This is a genomic window from Kitasatospora sp. NPDC088160, from assembly GCF_044741445.1.
Lineage (GTDB): Bacteria > Actinomycetota > Actinomycetes > Streptomycetales > Streptomycetaceae > Kitasatospora.
Map to the genome: position 1 here is coordinate 23,460 of NZ_JBIUSS010000005.1, position 17,399 is coordinate 40,858.

The following is a 17,399-nucleotide window of genomic DNA, read 5'->3' on the forward strand; positions in this document are numbered from 1 at the left end:
CCTTTCCTTCCTTCGCGCCTACCGGGTTAGCTGACGGGTTCGGAGCAGGAAGGTCTCCTACGGCCGGGCCGGAGCCCCGCCGATTCACCCCAAGGAACGTGGTTCCCCGGCTCCCTGACCTGCCCGGAGGCCGGTCGGCGGGATTAGGCGACGGCGCACGGTGCCGTCTGGGTACGGCGTTGACGACCGCGCTGCGTTATCAAACGTTAATCCTAGGAGGCCCTGATTCCAAGCCGTTCGCCCGGGACGACCGGAGACGGGCGGGGCACTCCGGGGCACGACGGGCGTTTTGTTCCCCTTGGACGCCCCTGCACCCCCTTGAGCACCGTTGACGCCACCTCACGTGATCGGACGTCAACGAACGGCCCTTCATCCGCGCACCCCCCGCCAGCCTCCCCCGCTCCGCAGGGCGCGAGGGCTTGACGGCTAAGGCTATTAGCCTTAGCTTTATGGCTATCGGCGGCAGCGCCGAAGCCCCGCACCGGCAACCCTCCGGAGGCCCACCATGAACGCCACCAGCGCCCCCACCACCCAGTACCTCGACGTCACCGGCGGCCGCCTCGCCTACGACGACACCCGACAGGGCGACGGCGCCCCCGTCGTGCTGCTCCCCGGAATGCTCGACACCCGCGCCGCCTACCGGCACCTCCGCCCGCTGCTGGCCGCCGCCGGCCGCCGGGTCATCACCATGGACCTGCGCGGCTTCGGGGAATCCTCGATCATCTGGGACGACTACTCCCCCGCCGCCATCGCCACCGACGTCCTCGCCCTGCTCGACCACCTCGGCATCGACCGCGCCGTCCTGGTCGGCAACTCCTACACCGGCGCGACGGTCGTCAAGGCCGCCGGCGACGCCCCCGAGCGGGTCGCCGGCATCGCCCTGATCGACGCCTTCATCGAGAACCCCCCGCCCGGCGCCCTCATGCGCGGCGCCCTCCGCGTCATGGGCTTCCTGACCGTCCACTCGCCCGCCTTCTGGGGCCTCTACCACCGCAAGCTGGCCTACCCGGGCGCCAAGCCCGCCGACTTCGACCCGTACGTGGCCGGACTCGTCGCCGCCATGCGCACCCCCGGCCGCAAGACCGCCACCCGCGGACACGTCAGCGGGGACTCCGCGCCCGTCGGCTGGACCGCGGCCGTGCGCTGCCCCTCGCTCGTCATCATGGGCAGCAAGGACCCCGACTTCCCCGAGCCGGAAGCCGTCGCCGACCGGCAGGCCATCGCGCTCAACGCGCGGAAGGTCATGATCGACGGATCCGGGCACTACCCGATGGCCGACAACCCGCAGGCCACCGCCGACGCCCTGCTGCCCTTCCTCGCCGAACTCGCCTGAGCCCCGCCCGCCCACGTCAGCCCCGCCACGCCACGTACGCCTTCCACCGACGGAGAGCCCACACCATGCCCCGAGTAGGACTCACCCCCGAGCAGGTCGTCGACCACGCCATCGCCCTCATCGACGAGCAGGGCGCCGACGCCCTCACCCTGGCCGCCGTCGCCGCCCGGGCCGGGGTCGCCACCCCGTCGCTGTACAAGCACGTCAGCGGCGGCCTCGCCGAACTGCGGCGGCTCATCGCCGTCCGGGTCACCGAGGAACTCGCCGACCGGCTCGCCGAGGCCGCCGTCGGCCGCAGCGGCGACGACGCCGTCGACACCGTCCTGCGCGCCTACCACGCGTACGCCACCGAGTACCCGCACCGCTACAACGCCCTCCCGCAGGCCCCGCAGCCGGACGACGACCTCACCCGCGCGGCCGGACGGCTCGTCGGGGTGATCATCGCCGTCCTGCGGGAGTACGGCCTCGACGGCGCGGAGGCGATCCACGCCGCCCGCACCGTCCGCTCCGTCGCCCACGGCTTCGCCTCCCTCTCCATCGGCGGCGGCTTCCAGCTCGCCGAAGACCTGGCCACCACCCAGAGCCGCCTCATCACCCTCCTCACCACCGGGCTCCGCACCTGGCCCACCCCCTGAGACGCCGGCCACCGCACCGGCCGCGGCACGACCCACCCGGTCTCCCACGACGACGGAACGGCCGGCGCACCGGGTGAGGCGTGCGCGAGAAGTCGGACCCGCCGACTTCCCGTGCGGCGGGCAGGCAGCGGGCCTGGGGGTGGTGGGGCCGGACGGGTTAGTGTGGCCGGGCTGACTGGTGGTCATGACAGGGGACCGCCGACCCCTTGGCGGAGGTCCACGTGCCCGCACCGATAGCGAGGGCGCGGCGGTGGTACCTGCGGCTGCTGGACGGGAACGCCCGGGCCGCGCGGTACGCGCTGGGGGTGCTGCTCGGGGTGACCGCGGTGCTGAGCGTGCTGCCGATCGTGCTGCCGTACAGCTGGCCGCCGTCGGCGCTGGTGCTGCCGCTGGTGGTCGGCGGGCTGCTGTTGCGGCGCGGGCAGCTGCTGGTGCTGGTGTGCGCGGCGCTGGCCGGCGGGGTGCTGGGGGCGGTGGTGCGGGATCCGCTCGGGGTGCGGATCGGGGTGACGCTGGTACTGGCCGCGACCGCGGTGACGGTGCTGGCCGCGAACCGGTTCCGGCACCGGCTGGGTCTGCGCGGGACCCAGGGCGATTCGATGCTGCTGGAGCTGGCCGAGCACACCCGGACGCTGGCCCGGCTTCCGGAGCGGCTGCTCGACTGGCACTTCGACAGTGCGCTGGCGCCGGCCGGCGACACCTCGTTCTCGGGTGACTTCCTGCTGTGCGCGCACCGCCCCGAGGAGGATCTGCTGGAGCTGCTGCTGGTGGACGTGTCGGGCAAGGGCAGCCGGGCAGCGGCCCGCTCGACGCACCTGTCGGGCGCGTTCGCGATGCTGCTGGGGCGGGTGCCGCCGGAGGCGTTCCTGCCGGCGGCCAACGACCACCTGGTGCGGATGGGCTGGGAGGACGACTTCGCGACGGCGGTGCACCTCGCGCTGCGCCCGGCGACGGGCGACTACCTGCTGTTCAACGCAGGCCATCCGGCGCCCGCGCAGTTCCGCCGGGCGGACGGCGGCGGCTGGGCGCGGTCGGGGCACGGCGGCCCGGCGCTGGGGCTGGTGTCGGGCGCGCTGTATCCGGCGGTGTCGGGGCGGCTGCGGCGGGGCGATTCGCTGCTGCTGTTCAGTGACGGCCTGGTGGAGGTGCCGGGTCGGGATCTGGACGAGGGGGTGGGTCGGCTGCTGGCGGCGGCCGAGCCCGTGGTGCGGCCGTGGCGGACGCAGCAGCAGCTCACCCGGGGTGCGGCGGAGCGGCTGGTCCGGACGGTGGCGCGGGACGCGGCGGACGACCGGACGCTGGTGCTGGTGCGCCGTCTGGGTCACCATTCACCCGCTTCAGCACCCGCTTGAGAAATAAGGTATTAAGAATTAAGTGCCCGTTCGGGCACCCAGAGGGCACCCACCCCCCGAGAGCGGAAAGGCCGGGTATCCGATGGACCTGAGCTCTCCGTGGGTTCCCCCCTCCGAGGACGAGAGCCGGACGCCGCGCAGCAGTCCCACCGCCCGCAGCCCCATGCGCTGCGTGCGCTTATTGCTCGGCTGCACCAGCGCCACCGAACTGCTCGGCACCGTCCTCGCCGAGGGGCCGGGGTGGATCACCGGCGAGGGTTCCGCGCTCTACCTGCTGGATTCCGCCGGGATGCTCCGACTGACCGCCTCGCACGGGCTGCCGGACTGGGCCCACGAGCGCTACAGCACCGTCGATCCGGCCAGTGACCTCCCCGCCGCGATGGCCCTGCGGTTACGCCGCCCCTACCTGCTCAGTCCCGAGCACACCAGCGTCGACTACCCGAACAAAAACGTCGGCATGGGCACCGGCATGGTCGCCGTGATCGCCCTGCCGATGGTCGTCGACGAGCGGCCGGTCGGCGTCCTCGCCCTCGCGCTGGCCCACCGGGGCACCGTCCCCCGCCGCGACCTGGACGTCCTGGAGACCATCGGCGAGGCCTGCGCCCACCGGCTGTCCCACCTGCTCGACCACGCGGACGCCCGGATACCCCAGGATCCGGCCGGGGCACCGCCGGACGGGGCCGGGAGCCTCCCCGCCGGGCTGGCCCACCCGATGCTGTCGCTCGCCGTCCGGGCGGCCGGGCACGGTGCCTTCGAGCGCGATCTGGTCACCGGCGAGAGCTACTGGGACGCCGCGGCGTTCCGGGTCACCGGCCAGCCCGCCACCGCCGACGGCTCCGCTCCGGAGCTGGACCGGATCGTCCACCCGGAGGACCTGCCGGACGTGCAGGCCGCGCTCGCCGAGTCGCTGACCACCGGCGGGTGGTACCGGATCGGGTACCGGGTGCTGCGCGGGGGCGGCAAGGTGGCGCGGATCGAGGAGACCGGCGAGGTGATGCTGGACGTCCACGGCCGGCCGGTCCGGGTCGCCGGGCTGCTCTCCGACCGGGACCAGGGCCGGGCCCAGGGCCAGGATCGGGACCAGCGCCGGGAACACCCCCGGGAGCAGGCCGAGGAGCAGGCCACCCCAGGCGGGGCCCGGACGGCACTGCTGCTCGCGCTCACCCGGTCGCTGTCGCGGGCGGTGACCGTCCGGGACGTCACCACCGCCGTCACCGACGTCGCCCGCCCGGCGTTCGGCGCCGCCAGCATCGTCCTGGACCTGGTGGACGAGGGTCGGCTGCTGCCCGTCTCGCACACCGTGTACGGCGGGCCGAGGCGCACCGAGCTGACCCGGCTGGCGGACCTCTCCGAGAACGTGATGCAGCACGCGCTGACCCGCTCGGCCCCGCTGTTCAGCGAGCCCGACGCGGGCCGGGGCCGGCACGGCCCGCTCACCCCGGCCTCCTGGGCGGTGCTGCCGCTGGTCGCCTCCGGGCGGCAGGTGGGCTCCTGCCTGATCACCTTCTCCGCCGAGCGGGCGTTCGGCCGGGAGGACCGCACCCTGTACTCGGCCTTCGCCGGGATCCTGGCGCAGTCCCTGGAGCGGGCCCGGCTGTACGACACCCACCACCACCGCGCCACCGAGCTGCAGCGCGCGATGCTGCCGCGCACCCTGCCCCGGCTGCCCGGGATCGCCAGCGCCGCCCGCTACCTGCCGAGCACCGAGGGCATGCAGATCGGCGGCGACTGGTACGACCTGCTGAGGCTGCCGGACGGCCGGATCGGGCTGGTGATCGGCGACGTCCAGGGCCACAACGCGGAGGCGACGGCGGTGATGGGCCAGCTGCGCAGCGGCCTGCGGGCGTACGCGACGGACGGGCACGATCCGGCCGCCACGCTGGCCCGGACCAGCCGGCTGCTGACCGAGCTGGACACCGACCTGTTCGCGACCTGCCTCTTCCTGGCCCTGGACCCGACCGACGGCGCGCTGACCGCGGCCCGGGCCGGGCATCCCGCGCCGGTGCGGATCGCGGACGCCGGGGCCGTCGAGCTCGACCTGCCGGGCGGGCCGCCGCTGGGCGTGGACCCGGGGCAGCCGTACCCGCTGACGGCTGGTCGGCTGGCGGTCGGCGAGACGCTGCTGGTGTACACCGACGGGCTGGTCGAGGACCGCGAGGAGGACTACGACGAGTCGGTGCAGCGGATGCTCGGCGGGCTGGAGCTGTGGGCCCGGCAGACCGGCCCGGCCCGGGCCGGCGCGGCGCCCGCGCTGGAGCGGCTGGCCGACCTGCTCACGCTGAACGTGACCGAGCGGCGGTCCCGGCCGGACGACGTGGCGCTGTTGCTCCTGCACCGGACGTCGCCCCTTCCGTAACACCGTGCACACGTTCCCCACACATCCCAGGACGTGACTCGGCCATCTCCCGCCCGGCCCGGCCGACGCGCCGCAGGCGCCCCACCGGGGACGAACGTCCTCGGGCCGCCCGGATCGCGGTCGAACGGCGCCGGTTTGACGCCGTATTGACTGGATATTGACGAGATCCGGTCACTTGGCGAGATCCGTTCACACCTTCGTAGGATCATCACCCTAGAATTCGCGGCGTGACGATGACTCAGTGGTGCGCAACGGCAACCGGCGTACTCGCCGCCCTCGCCCTCGTGGCCACCGCCCGGTACCGCGTCGTGTCCGTCACCCAGCGCCGCCGCGCCGACCGGCTGCGGCGCGACCTCGCCCGGCTCCAGGAGCAGCTCGGCGCCGAACTCTCCCGCCGCGGCGCCGACCTGGCCGCCGTCCAGCAGGAGCAGGAACTCACCGCCTCCACCCAGCGGGCCTTCCTCAGCGTCGCCCGCCGCATCCTCGTCATGGCCCACGACCAGCAGGCCCTGCTCGACGAGATGGAACGCACCCACGACGACCCGGCGCTGCTGGAGGGCCTGCTCAAGGCCGACCACGCCGCCGCCCAACAGGCCAGGCTGGCCCAGACCCTGGCCGTGCTGTGCGGCGCGCGGGCCGGCCGCCACTGGCCCGAGCCGGTCTCGCTGGAGGACGTCGTGCGCGGCGCCCAGTCCCGCATCCTGCCGTTCCAGCGGGTGGTGGTCCGCAGCCGGATCGAGACCGCGGTGGTCGGCGCCGCCGCCGAGGCGCTGATCCACGCCGTCGCCGAGCTGCTGGACAACGCCACCCGCTACTCCCCGCCCAGCACCCAGGTGTTCGTCACCCTGATGCCGGTGCACAACGGAGCCGTCATCGAGATCGACGACGGTGGCGTCGGCATGCCGGAACAGGCCGTCGCCAAGGCCGCCGCCGCCCTCGCCGGCGGCACCAGCCTGGAGGTCTCCCGGCTCGGCGAGGTGCCGCAACTGGGCCTCGCCGCGGTCGGCCGGCTGGCCGAGCAGTACGGCTTCCGGGTCACCCTCAGCTCGGCGCCCTCGCCGTACGGCGGCGTCCGCGTCGTCGTGATGCTGCCGAACGCCCTGCTCACCGAACCGCTGCCGCCCACCGTCCCCGGCCTCGGACCGGACGACCTGGCGTTCAGCACCGACCTCCGGCCGACCGGACACCCCGCCGGACACCCCCTGGTGGAGATCCCGCCGGCCGGCCGACCCCCCGCGGCCGCCGACACCCCGCCGCCGCTGCCCCGCCGGAGCCACCGACGCGACCGCGCCGCCCGCCCCGCCCAGCACGCCTCTCCCGCGCCGCCGCCCGCCCCGCCGTACCGCTCGGCCCGGGACGCGCAGGCGTTCATGGCGATGTTCCAGGCCGGCACCGCCAGCGGCCGATCGGCCGCCCGGGCCCAGGCCCAGCCCGACCCTTCCCTGCCCGCTTCCCCCCGACTTCCCCAGCGCTCCGGAGAGTTCCATGACCACCACCCCTGATCTCGGCTGGATGCTCGCCGACATCGTCAACGTCCCGCAGGTCCAGCACGCCGTCGTCGTCTCCAACGACGGCCTGGAGATCGGCCGCAGCGCGAACATCGCGCGCGAGGACGCCGAACGGCTCGCCGCCGCCTGCTCCGGACTCCAGTCGCTGGCCCGCGGCGTCGCGACCGGGTTCGGCGGACCGGGCAGCGCCACCCGCCAGATCATCATCGAGTACGGCGGCGGCTACCTGTTCATCGTCGCCGCCGGGGCCGGCGCGCACCTGGCCGTGGTGACCAGCGACGCCGTGGACGCCGGCCTGGTCGCCTACCAGATGCAGGTCCTGGTCGAACGGATCGGCAGCCACCTCACCAGCCCGCCGCGGGTCGACCACGCGGCGGGGGGACACCGGTGAGCGGGCCGGTCCGGCCCTACGTCATCACCGGTGGCCGCAGCCGGTCCACCCGGGCCGAGCTGGCCATCGAGAGCCTGGTCAGCGCGTTACCCGAGCCGCCGGAGCTCCCCGACCACGCCCTGCTCAACCGCGAGCACCGGCGCATCCTCGCGCTCTGCCACAGCCTGCTGTCGATCGCCGAGGTGGCGGCCCACCTGGGGCTGCCGCTCGGCGTCGTCAAGGTGCTGGTCGGCGACCTCTGGGACCTCGGCGCCGTCCAGGTCCTCCCGCCCGTCCCGCAGGCCGAACGCCTGCCCGCAACCCTTCTGGAAGAGGTGCTCGTTGGCCTCCGCCAACTCCGCTGAAGCCCCCGGGGCCACCGCCGACCTGCCCGCCGAGCCGCGGTACCTGCCGTCCTCGGTCCAGGGCGCGGTGAAGATCCTGGTCACCGGCCCGTTCGGGGTCGGCAAGACCACGCTGGTCGGCTCGCTCAGCGAGATCACTCCGCTGCGCACCGAGGAGACGATGACCGCCGCCAGCAGCGGTATCGACGACCTCACCGGGCGCGGCGACAAGACCACCACCACGGTCGCGCTCGACTTCGGCCGGATCACGCTCAACCCGCGGCTCGCGCTGTACCTGTTCGGCACGCCCGGGCAGCGGCGGTTCTGGCCGCTCTGGGACGACCTGTCGCGCGGCGCGCTCGGCGCCATCGCCATGGTCGACCTGCGCCGCCCGGACGAGAGCTTCGACGTGCTCGGCCGCCTGGAGGAGCAGCGCATCCCGTTCGCCGTGGCGGTCAACACCTTCTCGGACACGCCGAGTTACCCCGAGGAGGAGCTGCGCTCCGCCCTCGACCTGCTGCCGGAGGTACCGATCCTGCACTGCGACGCCCGCGACCGGCGGCAGTCCTACGACCTGCTGATCGACTTCGTCGACCACCTGCACCGCAGCTCGATCCTGGAGCTCCAGGGATGACCGCGCCCGAACCCGGCACCGCCTCCCCCGGCTGCCCGGTCCCGCACGGCGGCAGCATGCCCACCGGCATCCCGCTGACCCCGCTGTACGGCCACGCCGTCGCCGAGGACCCGCACGGCCTGTACGCCCGGCTGCGCCAGCGCTACGGCCCGGTCGCGCCGATCGAGCTGGAGCCCGGGGTCGAGGCCTGGCTCGTCCTCGGCTACGCCGAACTGCTCGAACTCACCCGCAACGAGGCGCTGTTCTCCAAGGACTCGCGCCGCTGGCGGGTGCCCGCCGAGGGCCGGCTGCCCCCCGACTCCCGGCTGCTGCCGATGACCTCCTGGCGGCCCACCCTGCTCAACCTGGACGGCGCCGAGCACCAGCGGCTGCGCTCCGCCGTCTCGGACACCCTCTCCCAGATCGACCACCGCCAGCTGCGCGAGACCACCGAGGCCTGCGCCAACGACCTCATCGACAGCTGGGGCCCGGACGGCACCGCCGACCTGATCGCCCAGTACGCCCGCCCGCTGCCGCTGCTGGTCTTCACCCAGCTGGTCGGCCTGCCCCGCGAGGCCGGGCCCCACCTGGTCGAGCTGATCAGCCACTTCGTGGACAGCGGCCCCAAGTCGGTGCGCGCCAACGCCGAGTTCCAGGCGATCCTGGTCGACCTGGTCCGGCGGCGCCGCACCGCCCCCAGCGCCGACCTCACCTCCTGGCTGCTCGCCCACCCGGCCGCGCTCACCGACGAGGAGGCCGTGCACCACCTGGTGGTGATGCTGGTCGCGGGCAACGAGACCAGCATCAACTGGACCGGCAACACGCTGCGGCTGCTGCTCACCGACCGCCGGTTCCGGGCCACCCTCACCGGCGGGCGGCTCACCGTCTCCGACGCGCTGGAGGAGGTGCTCTGGCGCGACCCGCCGACGCAGAACTTCCCCGGCCGCTGGGCCACCGGCGACACCGTCCTCGGCGGCCAGTACATCAGCGCCGGCGACATGCTCGTCCTCGGCCTGGCCGCGGCCAACGCCGACCCGGCCGCCCAGGGCGTCGCCTCCGCCGCCCAGGGCTCGCTCGGCGGCAACCGGGCCCACCTCGCCTGGGGCGCCGGACGGCACGTCTGCCCGGCCCAGCACCCGGCCCGGATCATCGTCGAGACCGCCGTCGAGACCCTGCTGCACCGCCTGCCCGATCTCCAACTCGCCGTGCCGTCCGGCGACCTGGGATGGCGCCCGTCCCCGTGGTCACGGGCCCTGCTCGGCCTGCCGGTGCTGTACAGCGCCTTCACCCCGCCCCGCCCGCCAGCCCCCGAGAGGCCCGCATGGACACCGCCGTCGACCCCCGACCCGAGCCCGTCAGACTCGACCCCTTCGGACGCGACCAGCACCAGGAGAACGCCCGCCTCCGGGCGGCCGGCCCCGCGGTCCTGGTGGAGCTCCCTGGCGGGGTGGTGGTCTGGGCGATAACCCACCACGACACCCTCCAGGCGCTGCTCGCCGACCACCGGGTGGGCAAGAACGCCCAGCTGTGGACGACCTTCCGGGAGGGCCGGCTGCCCCAGGGCTGGCCGCTGCTCAACTTCGTCACCGTGCCCGGCATGGTCACCGCCGACGGCGACGACCACCGACGGCTGCGCGGCCTGGTCAGCCAGGCCTTCACCCCGCGCCGAATAGCCGACCTGGCGCCCGCGATCGAGGCCCGCACCGTCTCGCTGCTCGACCGGGTCGCCGAGCTGGACGGCGCGTTCGACCTGCGCGAGCACTTCGCCTACCCGCTGCCGATGCAGGTGATCGGCGAACTGCTCGGACTGGCGCTGGACGAGCAGGACAGGCTGCACGAGCTCTCCGACACCCTGGTCTCCAGCTCGGCCACCCCGGCGGCGGCCGCCGCCGCGCAGCAGGCCCTGTACGCGCTGCTGGGCTCCGTGGTGGCGGCCAAGCGGGCCGCGCCCGGCGACGACCTCACCACCGACCTGATCGCCGCCCGCGAGGCCGGGGACCGGCTCAGCGAAGCCGAGCTGGTCGGCACCCTGCTGCTGATGCTGGTCGCCGGGCACGAGACCACGCTCAACCTGATCACCAACGCCGTCCGGGCCCTGCTCGCCCACCCCGACCAGCTGCGGCTGGTGCTCTCCGGCGAGCAGCCGTGGTCGGCGGTCATCGAGGAGACGCTGCGCTACGACTCGCCGGTCGGCCAGTTCCCGCTGCGCTACGCGACCGAGGACATCGAGGTCGGTGACGTGGTGATCCGGCGCGGCGAGGCGCTGCTCGCCTCCTACGCGGCGGCCGGCCGCGACGCCGGGCACCACCCGGACGCCGACCGCTTCGACGTCACCCGCCGGCCCAACCGGCACCTGTCGCTCGGTCACGGCCCGCACTTCTGCCTCGGTTCCGGGCTGGCCCGGCTGGAGGCCGAGACCGCGCTGCGGCACCTGTTCGAGCGGTTCCCCGGGCTGGCCCTCGCCGAGGGCGACGCGCCGGAGCCGATCGGCTCCTTCATCAGCAACAGCGTGCGAACCCTGCGGGTGACGGTCTGAGCCGTCCGGTTACCTGAAGGCGGCCCGGGTCGTTCGGCAGTGCATGAAGAAACTCGCCACCCTGGCCGCCCTCACCATGGCGGGCCTCGCGCTCGCCGCCCCGGCGGCGTCCGCCACCACCCAGACCGCGAGCTCCCCGGACGCCACCGGGGGCCTCACCGACGGTCTCAACCTCTCCCCGGCCGACCTCGCCATCCACGCCGCCGGCCGGCTGCCGGTGGTCGGCCACGCCGCCCAGGAGGTGGAGGCCGTCGGCACCAACCAGATGACCCACCCGGGGCTCAGCGGTCAGATCGGCTGACCCGGATCGGCCGACCACGCCCACCGGGCACCGCCCCGGTTGCCGCCACCCCCGTCGACGGCAGCCGGGGCTTCGCCGTACCCGGGCCCGCCCGGCGCCGTCCAGCCCGCGCCGCCGGGCCCGCTCAGCGCTGGACGGACCGCGAGAAGCCCGCTCAGAAGAGGCCGTTCAGCTCCTGGTAGGTCAGTCCGCCCTCCAGCGCGGTGTAGGTGCCGCTCGCGTACACCTCCGCGGCGGCCCGGCGCACCGCCGCGTACGCCACCTCGGCCAGCCCGGGGCCGAGGCTCACCCGGGCCACGCCCAGCTTCGCCAGCGCCGGGACGGACGGCGCGCCCGGCCCCGCCAGCACGTTCAGCGGCACCGGGACGGCCGCGGCCAGCGCGGCGATCGTCTCCCGGTCCGCGACACCGGGCACGAACACGCCGTCCGCGCCCGCCTCGACGTAGGCCCGCAGCCGGCGCACCGCGTCGTCCAGCCGGCCCTCCGGCGCGCCGATCCCGTGCAGGAACACGTCGGTGCGCGCGTTGACGAAGGCGGGCACGCCCGCCGCGTCCGCCGCCGCCCGGGCCGCCGCGATCCGCTCGGCGGCCTCGGCCGCCGGCCGGCCCTCGTCCTCCAGGTTGACGCCGACCGCGCCGGTGGCCAGCAGCGCGGCGACGGACTCGCCGACGCCGGCGGCGGTCCGCGCGAAGCCGCTCTCCAGGTCGGCGGTGACCGGCAGGTCCACCGCGCGGACCACCTGCGCCGTCCGTACAAGGACCTGTTCGAGGTCGGCGCCGCCGCCGTCCCGGCTGCCGAGCGACCAGGAGACGCTCGCACTGGCCGTCGCCACCGCCCGCGCTCCGGCGGCGGCGACCAGACGGGCGCTCGCCGCGTCCCACACGTTGGCGAGCACCAGCGGCTCGCCCGGCCGGTGCAGCTCCCGGAGCAGCCGGGCCTTCTCCTGCTGGACGTCCACCATGTCCGCCATATCCGTCATGTCCGCCATGTTCCCGGGCCTCACTTGGCGGCCGGGCTGAGCCGGGAGGCCACCCCGATCCGGTTCCAGGCGTTGATGGTGACGATCAGCGCGATCAACTGGGCCAGCTCGGTCTCGTCGAACTGGGCGGCGGCCTCGGCGTAGACCGCGTCCGGGACGTGTCCCTGGGTCAGCAGGGTGATCGACTCGGTGAGGGCCAGCGCGGCCCGCTCCCGGGCGGTGAACCAGGGGGTCTCGCGCCAGGCCGGGAGGGAGAGCAGCCGGTGGTCCTGCTCGCCGCCCTTCAGGGCGTCGGTGCTGTGCATGTCGATGCAGAAGGCGCAGCCGTTGATCATCGAGGCGTGCACCTTGACCAGCTCGGCGAGCGTGTGGTCGATGCCCTTCCGGGCAGCGCGGTCCACCGCGATCATGGCCTGGTAGAAGTCGGGGGCCAGGCTGTGCAGCGCGAGGCGCTGGGCGGGGGCCGGGACGGGCGCTTCGGTCGGCTGGTGCTCGTTCGTCGTCATGACCGCCAGCCTAGGGACCTGGTGGACCCGTTTCCTGGTGCATTCGAACCACAGAATCCTGGGCCACTTCGCGTGCGCCCGGCCGTGGGGCGAGTGTGGCACGGCGGCGGCCGAAAGGGGAGGGCCCGGGGGAACCTCCGGGCGCGGACGCGCACTCCCGGCGCGCGAACGGGAGTGCGAGGATCGACCGCGGGGGCGCCACCACGCGTGCCCCCGCCGGGCGAGGTCAGGGGGCCGCGATCGTGTGTACGGCGTTCGTCAGCATCGAACCGGGGGCGGCTGTGCCGGTGCTGCTCCTCTCCGTCCGGGACGAGTACCTCGGGCGCGACTGGCTGCCGCCGGACCACCACTGGCCGGACCGGCCGGCCCTGGTCGGCGGACTCGACCTCGCCGCCGGCGGCACCTGGCTGGCCGTCGACCCCGGGCGGCGGACCGCCGCCTGCCTACTGAACGGCTTCGGGCCGCTCGCCCCCGCCGACACCCGGCTCTCCCGTGGCGAACTGCCGCTCACCGCCGTCCGGGACGGCGGGATCGGCCACCTCGACCTCACCCCGTACGACCCGTTCCACCTCGTCCTGGTCCGGCCCGACGGCGCCCGGGTCGCCAGCTGGGGCGGCGGCCGACTGGAGGAGCGCGAACTGCCGGTCGGCCTCAGCGTGGTGCTCAACGACGGGCTGGAGGGCGCGGCCGCCAACCGGACCGCCTCCGAGCGGATCCGCGCGCTGATGGCCGCCCGCGCCGACCGCTTCCGGGCCCGCCTCGCCGCCGCGCCCCGGCCGGAGCCGACCGGCGACGGGTCCGCCGAACGGGCCTGGGGCGACTGGCTGCCGATCGTCGCGGGCGACGGCCTGCCGCTGGACGACGACGCGGCGCTGATCCAGCGGCGGGACTTCGGCGACGGGCGGATCTGGGGGTCCTCCTCGATCTCTCTGCTCGCGCTCGGGCCGGACGGGCCGCGCTACGACTTCGCCCCCGCGCCGGTGCCCGCCGGCGGCGGGGCGTGGCGACGGGTGCCGCTCGGCGGAGGCGGGTCGGCGGCGCGGTCCGGCGACTGACCGGCGTGACCGGCGGCTGACCGGCGGCGGTGGCGCCCAGACGTCCGCTCGATGAACTTCTGGCGGCGGGGCTGCCGGGCGTCTACATGCCCGTAGTAGCTTCGCGGGGCTCCCCCGGATCCAGACCCCCGAGCGAAGGTGCGCGATGTCCACCCTGACCTACCCGGAAGCGATAGGCGTCGGCCTGCTGCAGGGTGTGACGGAACTCTTCCCGGTCTCCAGCCTGGGCCACAGCATCCTGCTCCCCGCCCTGATCGGCGGGAAGATCCAGCGGGACCTCGACATGACCGCCGAGGGCTCCTCCTACCTCGCCGTCCTGGTCGGCCTGCACCTGGCCACCGCGTTCGCGCTGGTGGTGTTCTTCCGCAAGGACTGGGTCCGGGTGATCGGCGGCTTCTTCAGCTCGATCCGCCGCCGCCGGGTCGAGAGCCGGGACGAGAAGCTCGCCTGGCTGCTGATCATCTCCACCATCCCGGTCGGGGTGGCGGGCCTCGCCCTGGAGAAGGCGCTGCGCAACGCGCTCGGCAAGCCCGTCCCGGCCGCCGTCTTCCTGGCCCTCAACGGGCTGGTGCTGCTCGGTGCCGAACGGCTCAAGCGCGGCGGCACCGGCCGCCGGCGGGCCGGGCACGCCGCCCCGCCCGCCGAGGAACCGGGCCTCGACCCGGCGATCGCCTCCGACCACCGCCTCGCCCGGCTCGGCTTCGTCCAGGGCGCCTGGATCGGCGCCGCCCAGATCCTCGCGCTCTTCCCCGGTATCAGCCGCTCCGGTGTCACCATGAGCGCCGGCATCCTGCGCGGCCTGCACCACGAGGACGCCGCCCGCTTCTCCTTCCTGCTCGCGACCCCGGTCATCCTGGCCGCCTCCGTGCTGAAGGTGCCGGAGCTGTTCAAGCCGGAGAACTCCGCCGTCCTCGGCCCGGTCGTCGCCGGCAGCATCGCCGCCTTCGTCGCCGGCTACGTCTCGGTGCGCTTCCTCACCAAGTACTTCGAGACCCGCAGCCTGACGCCGTTCGCGCTCTACTGCTTCCTCGCCGGCGTCGGCAGCGCGGTCTACCTGTCGGTCTGATCCGCCACCGACTCGCGGTCGAGGATGCCGGGCCGCGCGATAATCGGGCCCGTGAGCAGCTCCTGGACCTCCTTCGGCGGCGACTTGCACCTGGACCTCACCGAGCGGCGCGCCGCCGGGGCCGGGCTGCGGGCCGCTCTGGAGGACGCGCTGCGCGAGGCCGTCCAGGACGGGCGGCTCGTGCCCGGCACCCGGCTGCCGTCCTCGCGGGCCCTCGGCGAGGACCTCGGGATCGCCCGGAACACCGTGGTCGAGGCGTACGGGCAGCTCACCGCGGAGGGCTGGCTCACCTCCCGGCAGGGCTCCGGCACCACCGTCGCCCGGCGGGCCGCGCCCGGCCGGAGCCGGCGGGTGGCCCGGCCCGCGGCGGGGCGGCGGGCCGTCCGGCACGACCTGATGGCCGGGCGGCCCGACCTCTCGCTCTTCCCCCGCACCGCCTGGCTCGCCGCCGCCCGCCGGGCCCTCGCCACCGCGCCGCACGAGGCCTTCGGCTACGGCAGCCCGTTCGGCCGGATCGAGCTGCGACGGGCGCTCACCGACTACCTGGCGCGGGTCCGCGGCGTCCGCACCGACCCCGACCACCTGCTGATCTGCACCGGTGTCTCCCAGGGCCTGGGCCTGCTCTGCGCCGCCCTGCGGGAGCGCGGGGACCGCGCCCTCGCGGTCGAGGAGTACGGGCTGCCGCCGCAGCACGCCGTCGCCCGGGCGGCGGGGCTGGCCACCGTCCCGGTGCCGCTGGACGGGGCGGGCGCCCGGGTCGAGCGGCTGGACGGCCGGTGCGGGGCCGTCCTGCTCACCCCCGCGCACCAGTTCCCCACCGGTGCGCCGCTGGCCGCCGACCGGCGGGCCGCCGCGGTGCGCTGGGCGCGCGAGCGGGACGGGTACGTCGTCGAGGACGACTACGACGGCGAGTTCCGCTACGACCGGCAGCCGGTCGGCGCGATGCAGGCGCTCGACCCGGAGCGGGTGGTGTACGCCGGGACGGCCGCCAAGAGCCTCGCGCCGGGCCTGCGGCTGGCCTGGCTGGCCCTGCCCGACGCGCTGGTCGAGCCGGTGGCCCGGTTGAAGACGCTGGCCGACACGATGTCCCCGGTGCTCGACCAGCTGACCCTCGCCGAGCTGATCACCTCCGGGACGTACGACCGGCACGTCCGCCGCTGCCGGCTGCACTACCGGCGCCGGCGGGACCGGCTGGTCGCCGCGCTCGCCGAGCACGCCCCGCGCGTGCGGGTCACCGGGATCGCCGCCGGGCTGCACGCCGTTCTCCAACTGCCGCCCGGTTCCGCGTCCGAGGCTGAGCTGCTGGCCCGGGCCGAGGCCGCCGGCCTGGCCCTCGAAGGGCTGTCCTGGCACCTCGCCGACCGGTCGGCCGCCGCCCCGGACGCCGCTCCCGCTCTGGTGATCGGCTACGCGTCCCCGCCCGAGCACGCCTTCCCGGCCGCGCTGGACGCCCTCTGCGAACTGCTGCGCGAGCGGTGAGGGCCGCGACCACCCCGGTGAACTACTTGTTGCGGTTGCCCAGTTCGAACAGCAGCATGATGAAGCCGGCGAAGGCGTGGATGCCGGCGGTGTAGATCACCAGGCGGATCCCGACCCGGCGGTTGGCCGAGATGCCGGCGTCGACGGTCAGCGGGGCGGGGGTCGGAGCGGCCGGGGCGGTGGCCGCGGCGGCCTTCTCGGGGCTGGTGGGATCGGCCATGAGGGATCTCCTCCAAGGGTTCTGACGTTGGGTCAGTGGGTTGCCGCGGGGCCGCCGAGGCAGAGTTCGCCGCCGGGGCTCTGCAGCAGGGTGTGGACGAAGAGCAGTTCGACGCCGTCCGGTGCGTCGGCGGCGATGCAGTGCGGGGTGAGCGAGTCGAAGTGGGCGGAGTCGCCGACGTCGAGGCGGTGGACGCGGTCGCCGAGGGTCAGCTTGAGCCGGCCCTGCAGGACGTACAGCCACTCCTCGCCGGGGTGGACCCGGACCACCGTGTCCTGCACGCCCGGGGGCACGTGGACGCGCAGCGCCTGCATCGCCCGGCCGGGGGCGCCGGCCCGGCGGTAGCCCCAGCCCCCGGCGCGGCCGGGTTCGATGGCGCCGCCGCGCACGACCGGGTCGGGTTCGGCCATGGTCTCGCCGAGCAGGCCGGAGACGGAGGTGCCGTAGGCGCGGGCGAGGCCGAGCAGGACGGGGAGGGAGGGCTGGCGGCGGCCGGTCTCCAGCCGGGACAGATAGGCTGGGGAGAGCCCGACCCGGGCGGAGGCCACTTCGAGGGTCAGGCGGCTGCTGAGCCGGTGTTCCCGGAGGCGGGCGGCGAGGCCGGCCACTTCCTGGTCGTCGAGCCGGTCTCCCGGGGCGGCGTCCCCGGTCGGGCTGGTGGTCATGTGACCAGTGGACACCCGCCGTGCCGCTCGGGCAAGATTTTTGCCTCAGAGGCAAGAGGCCCGGATCGGATCCCCGTTCTC

18 protein-coding genes and 1 riboswitch are annotated in these 17,399 nt (G+C 74.9%); of the genes, 14 read left to right on the top strand and 4 right to left on the bottom strand.

The window, feature by feature from the left end; translation table 11 throughout:
- Position 1: 1 nt before the first annotated feature.
- A riboswitch (cyclic di-AMP (ydaO/yuaA leader) is annotated at positions 2 to 160 on the bottom strand.
- A gap of 345 nt (positions 161 to 505) precedes the next feature.
- The 11 genes from ACIOGZ_RS08835 to ACIOGZ_RS08885 all read left to right on the top strand — a co-directional run bounded on the left by ACIOGZ_RS08835 (position 506) and on the right by ACIOGZ_RS08885 (position 11,348).
- Positions 506 to 1,333: an alpha/beta fold hydrolase gene (locus ACIOGZ_RS08835; protein WP_400804529.1), complete on the top strand. Its 828-nt coding sequence runs from the start codon at positions 506 to 508 to the stop codon at positions 1,331 to 1,333.
- A gap of 65 nt (positions 1,334 to 1,398) precedes the next feature.
- On the top strand, positions 1,399 to 1,968 hold the full coding sequence (locus tag ACIOGZ_RS08840) for a TetR-like C-terminal domain-containing protein (RefSeq protein ID WP_363581345.1): 570 nt from the start codon (positions 1,399 to 1,401) through the stop codon (positions 1,966 to 1,968).
- A 221-nt stretch (positions 1,969 to 2,189) separates the two neighbouring features.
- On the top strand, positions 2,190 to 3,320 hold the full coding sequence (locus ACIOGZ_RS08845; RefSeq protein WP_079135705.1) for a PP2C family protein-serine/threonine phosphatase: 1,131 nt from the start codon (positions 2,190 to 2,192) through the stop codon (positions 3,318 to 3,320).
- An 82-nt stretch (positions 3,321 to 3,402) separates the two neighbouring features.
- A complete protein-coding gene (locus ACIOGZ_RS08850; protein WP_400985410.1) occupies positions 3,403 to 5,676 on the top strand; it encodes a SpoIIE family protein phosphatase in 2,274 nt (757 codons plus the stop codon).
- Positions 5,677 to 5,909: 233 nt separating this feature from the next.
- On the top strand, positions 5,910 to 7,178 hold the full coding sequence (locus tag ACIOGZ_RS08855; protein WP_400985572.1) for a sensor histidine kinase: 1,269 nt from the start codon (positions 5,910 to 5,912) through the stop codon (positions 7,176 to 7,178).
- A complete protein-coding gene (locus ACIOGZ_RS08860; protein ID WP_063348307.1) occupies positions 7,162 to 7,575 on the top strand; it encodes a roadblock/LC7 domain-containing protein in 414 nt (137 codons plus the stop codon). The genes ACIOGZ_RS08855 and ACIOGZ_RS08860 overlap by 17 nt, the downstream gene beginning before the upstream one ends.
- The gene (locus tag ACIOGZ_RS08865; protein WP_350880532.1) at positions 7,572 to 7,919 is read left to right on the top strand and encodes a DUF742 domain-containing protein; all 348 of its coding nucleotides are present in this window, start codon (positions 7,572 to 7,574) and stop codon (positions 7,917 to 7,919) included. Before ACIOGZ_RS08860 ends, ACIOGZ_RS08865 begins: the two co-directional genes overlap by 4 nt.
- A complete protein-coding gene (locus ACIOGZ_RS08870) occupies positions 7,897 to 8,532 on the top strand; it encodes a GTP-binding protein (RefSeq protein WP_400327462.1) in 636 nt (211 codons plus the stop codon). The genes ACIOGZ_RS08865 and ACIOGZ_RS08870 overlap by 23 nt, the downstream gene beginning before the upstream one ends.
- Entirely contained in the window at positions 8,529 to 9,977 is a 1,449-nt protein-coding gene (locus tag ACIOGZ_RS08875; protein WP_400985412.1) for a cytochrome P450, read from the top strand. The genes ACIOGZ_RS08870 and ACIOGZ_RS08875 overlap by 4 nt, the downstream gene beginning before the upstream one ends.
- Entirely contained in the window at positions 9,941 to 11,047 is a 1,107-nt protein-coding gene (locus tag ACIOGZ_RS08880; RefSeq protein WP_363581355.1) for a cytochrome P450, read from the top strand. The genes ACIOGZ_RS08875 and ACIOGZ_RS08880 overlap by 37 nt, the downstream gene beginning before the upstream one ends.
- 43 nt (positions 11,048 to 11,090) lie before the next feature.
- Positions 11,091 to 11,348, top strand: coding sequence for a hypothetical protein (locus tag ACIOGZ_RS08885; protein WP_400804517.1), 258 nt, complete (start codon positions 11,091 to 11,093; stop codon positions 11,346 to 11,348).
- A gap of 154 nt (positions 11,349 to 11,502) precedes the next feature.
- On the opposite strand, the gene ACIOGZ_RS08890 is transcribed toward ACIOGZ_RS08885, so the two are convergent.
- Positions 11,503 to 12,327 carry an isocitrate lyase/phosphoenolpyruvate mutase family protein gene (locus ACIOGZ_RS08890; protein ID WP_400985414.1) on the bottom strand — a complete coding sequence of 275 codons (825 nt, stop codon included), beginning with the start codon at positions 12,325 to 12,327 and terminating at the stop codon, positions 11,503 to 11,505.
- Positions 12,328 to 12,347: 20 nt separating this feature from the next.
- Entirely contained in the window at positions 12,348 to 12,833 is a 486-nt protein-coding gene (locus ACIOGZ_RS08895) for a carboxymuconolactone decarboxylase family protein (protein ID WP_400985416.1), read from the bottom strand.
- A gap of 242 nt (positions 12,834 to 13,075) precedes the next feature.
- On the opposite strand from ACIOGZ_RS08895, the gene ACIOGZ_RS08900 reads away from it, so the two are divergent.
- The 3 genes from ACIOGZ_RS08900 (at position 13,076) to ACIOGZ_RS08910 (ending at position 16,433) form a co-directional block, all read left to right on the top strand.
- Positions 13,076 to 13,888: an NRDE family protein gene (locus ACIOGZ_RS08900; protein ID WP_400985418.1), complete on the top strand. Its 813-nt coding sequence runs from the start codon at positions 13,076 to 13,078 to the stop codon at positions 13,886 to 13,888.
- Between the two features lie 145 nt (positions 13,889 to 14,033).
- Positions 14,034 to 14,954, top strand: coding sequence for an undecaprenyl-diphosphate phosphatase (locus ACIOGZ_RS08905; RefSeq protein ID WP_400985419.1), 921 nt, complete (start codon positions 14,034 to 14,036; stop codon positions 14,952 to 14,954).
- Between the two features lie 51 nt (positions 14,955 to 15,005).
- On the top strand, positions 15,006 to 16,433 hold the full coding sequence (locus ACIOGZ_RS08910; RefSeq protein WP_363581365.1) for a PLP-dependent aminotransferase family protein: 1,428 nt from the start codon (positions 15,006 to 15,008) through the stop codon (positions 16,431 to 16,433).
- Between the two features lie 22 nt (positions 16,434 to 16,455).
- On the opposite strand, the gene ACIOGZ_RS08915 is transcribed toward ACIOGZ_RS08910, so the two are convergent.
- Together ACIOGZ_RS08915 and ACIOGZ_RS08920 are read right to left on the bottom strand one after the other, a co-directional pair.
- On the bottom strand, positions 16,456 to 16,653 hold the full coding sequence (locus ACIOGZ_RS08915) for a DUF6126 family protein (protein ID WP_363581367.1): 198 nt from the start codon (positions 16,651 to 16,653) through the stop codon (positions 16,456 to 16,458).
- A gap of 32 nt (positions 16,654 to 16,685) precedes the next feature.
- Complete coding sequence (locus ACIOGZ_RS08920) at positions 16,686 to 17,318, bottom strand: XRE family transcriptional regulator (protein WP_363581369.1); 633 nt, start codon at positions 17,316 to 17,318, stop codon at positions 16,686 to 16,688.
- Between the last annotated feature and the right edge of the window lie 81 nt (positions 17,319 to 17,399).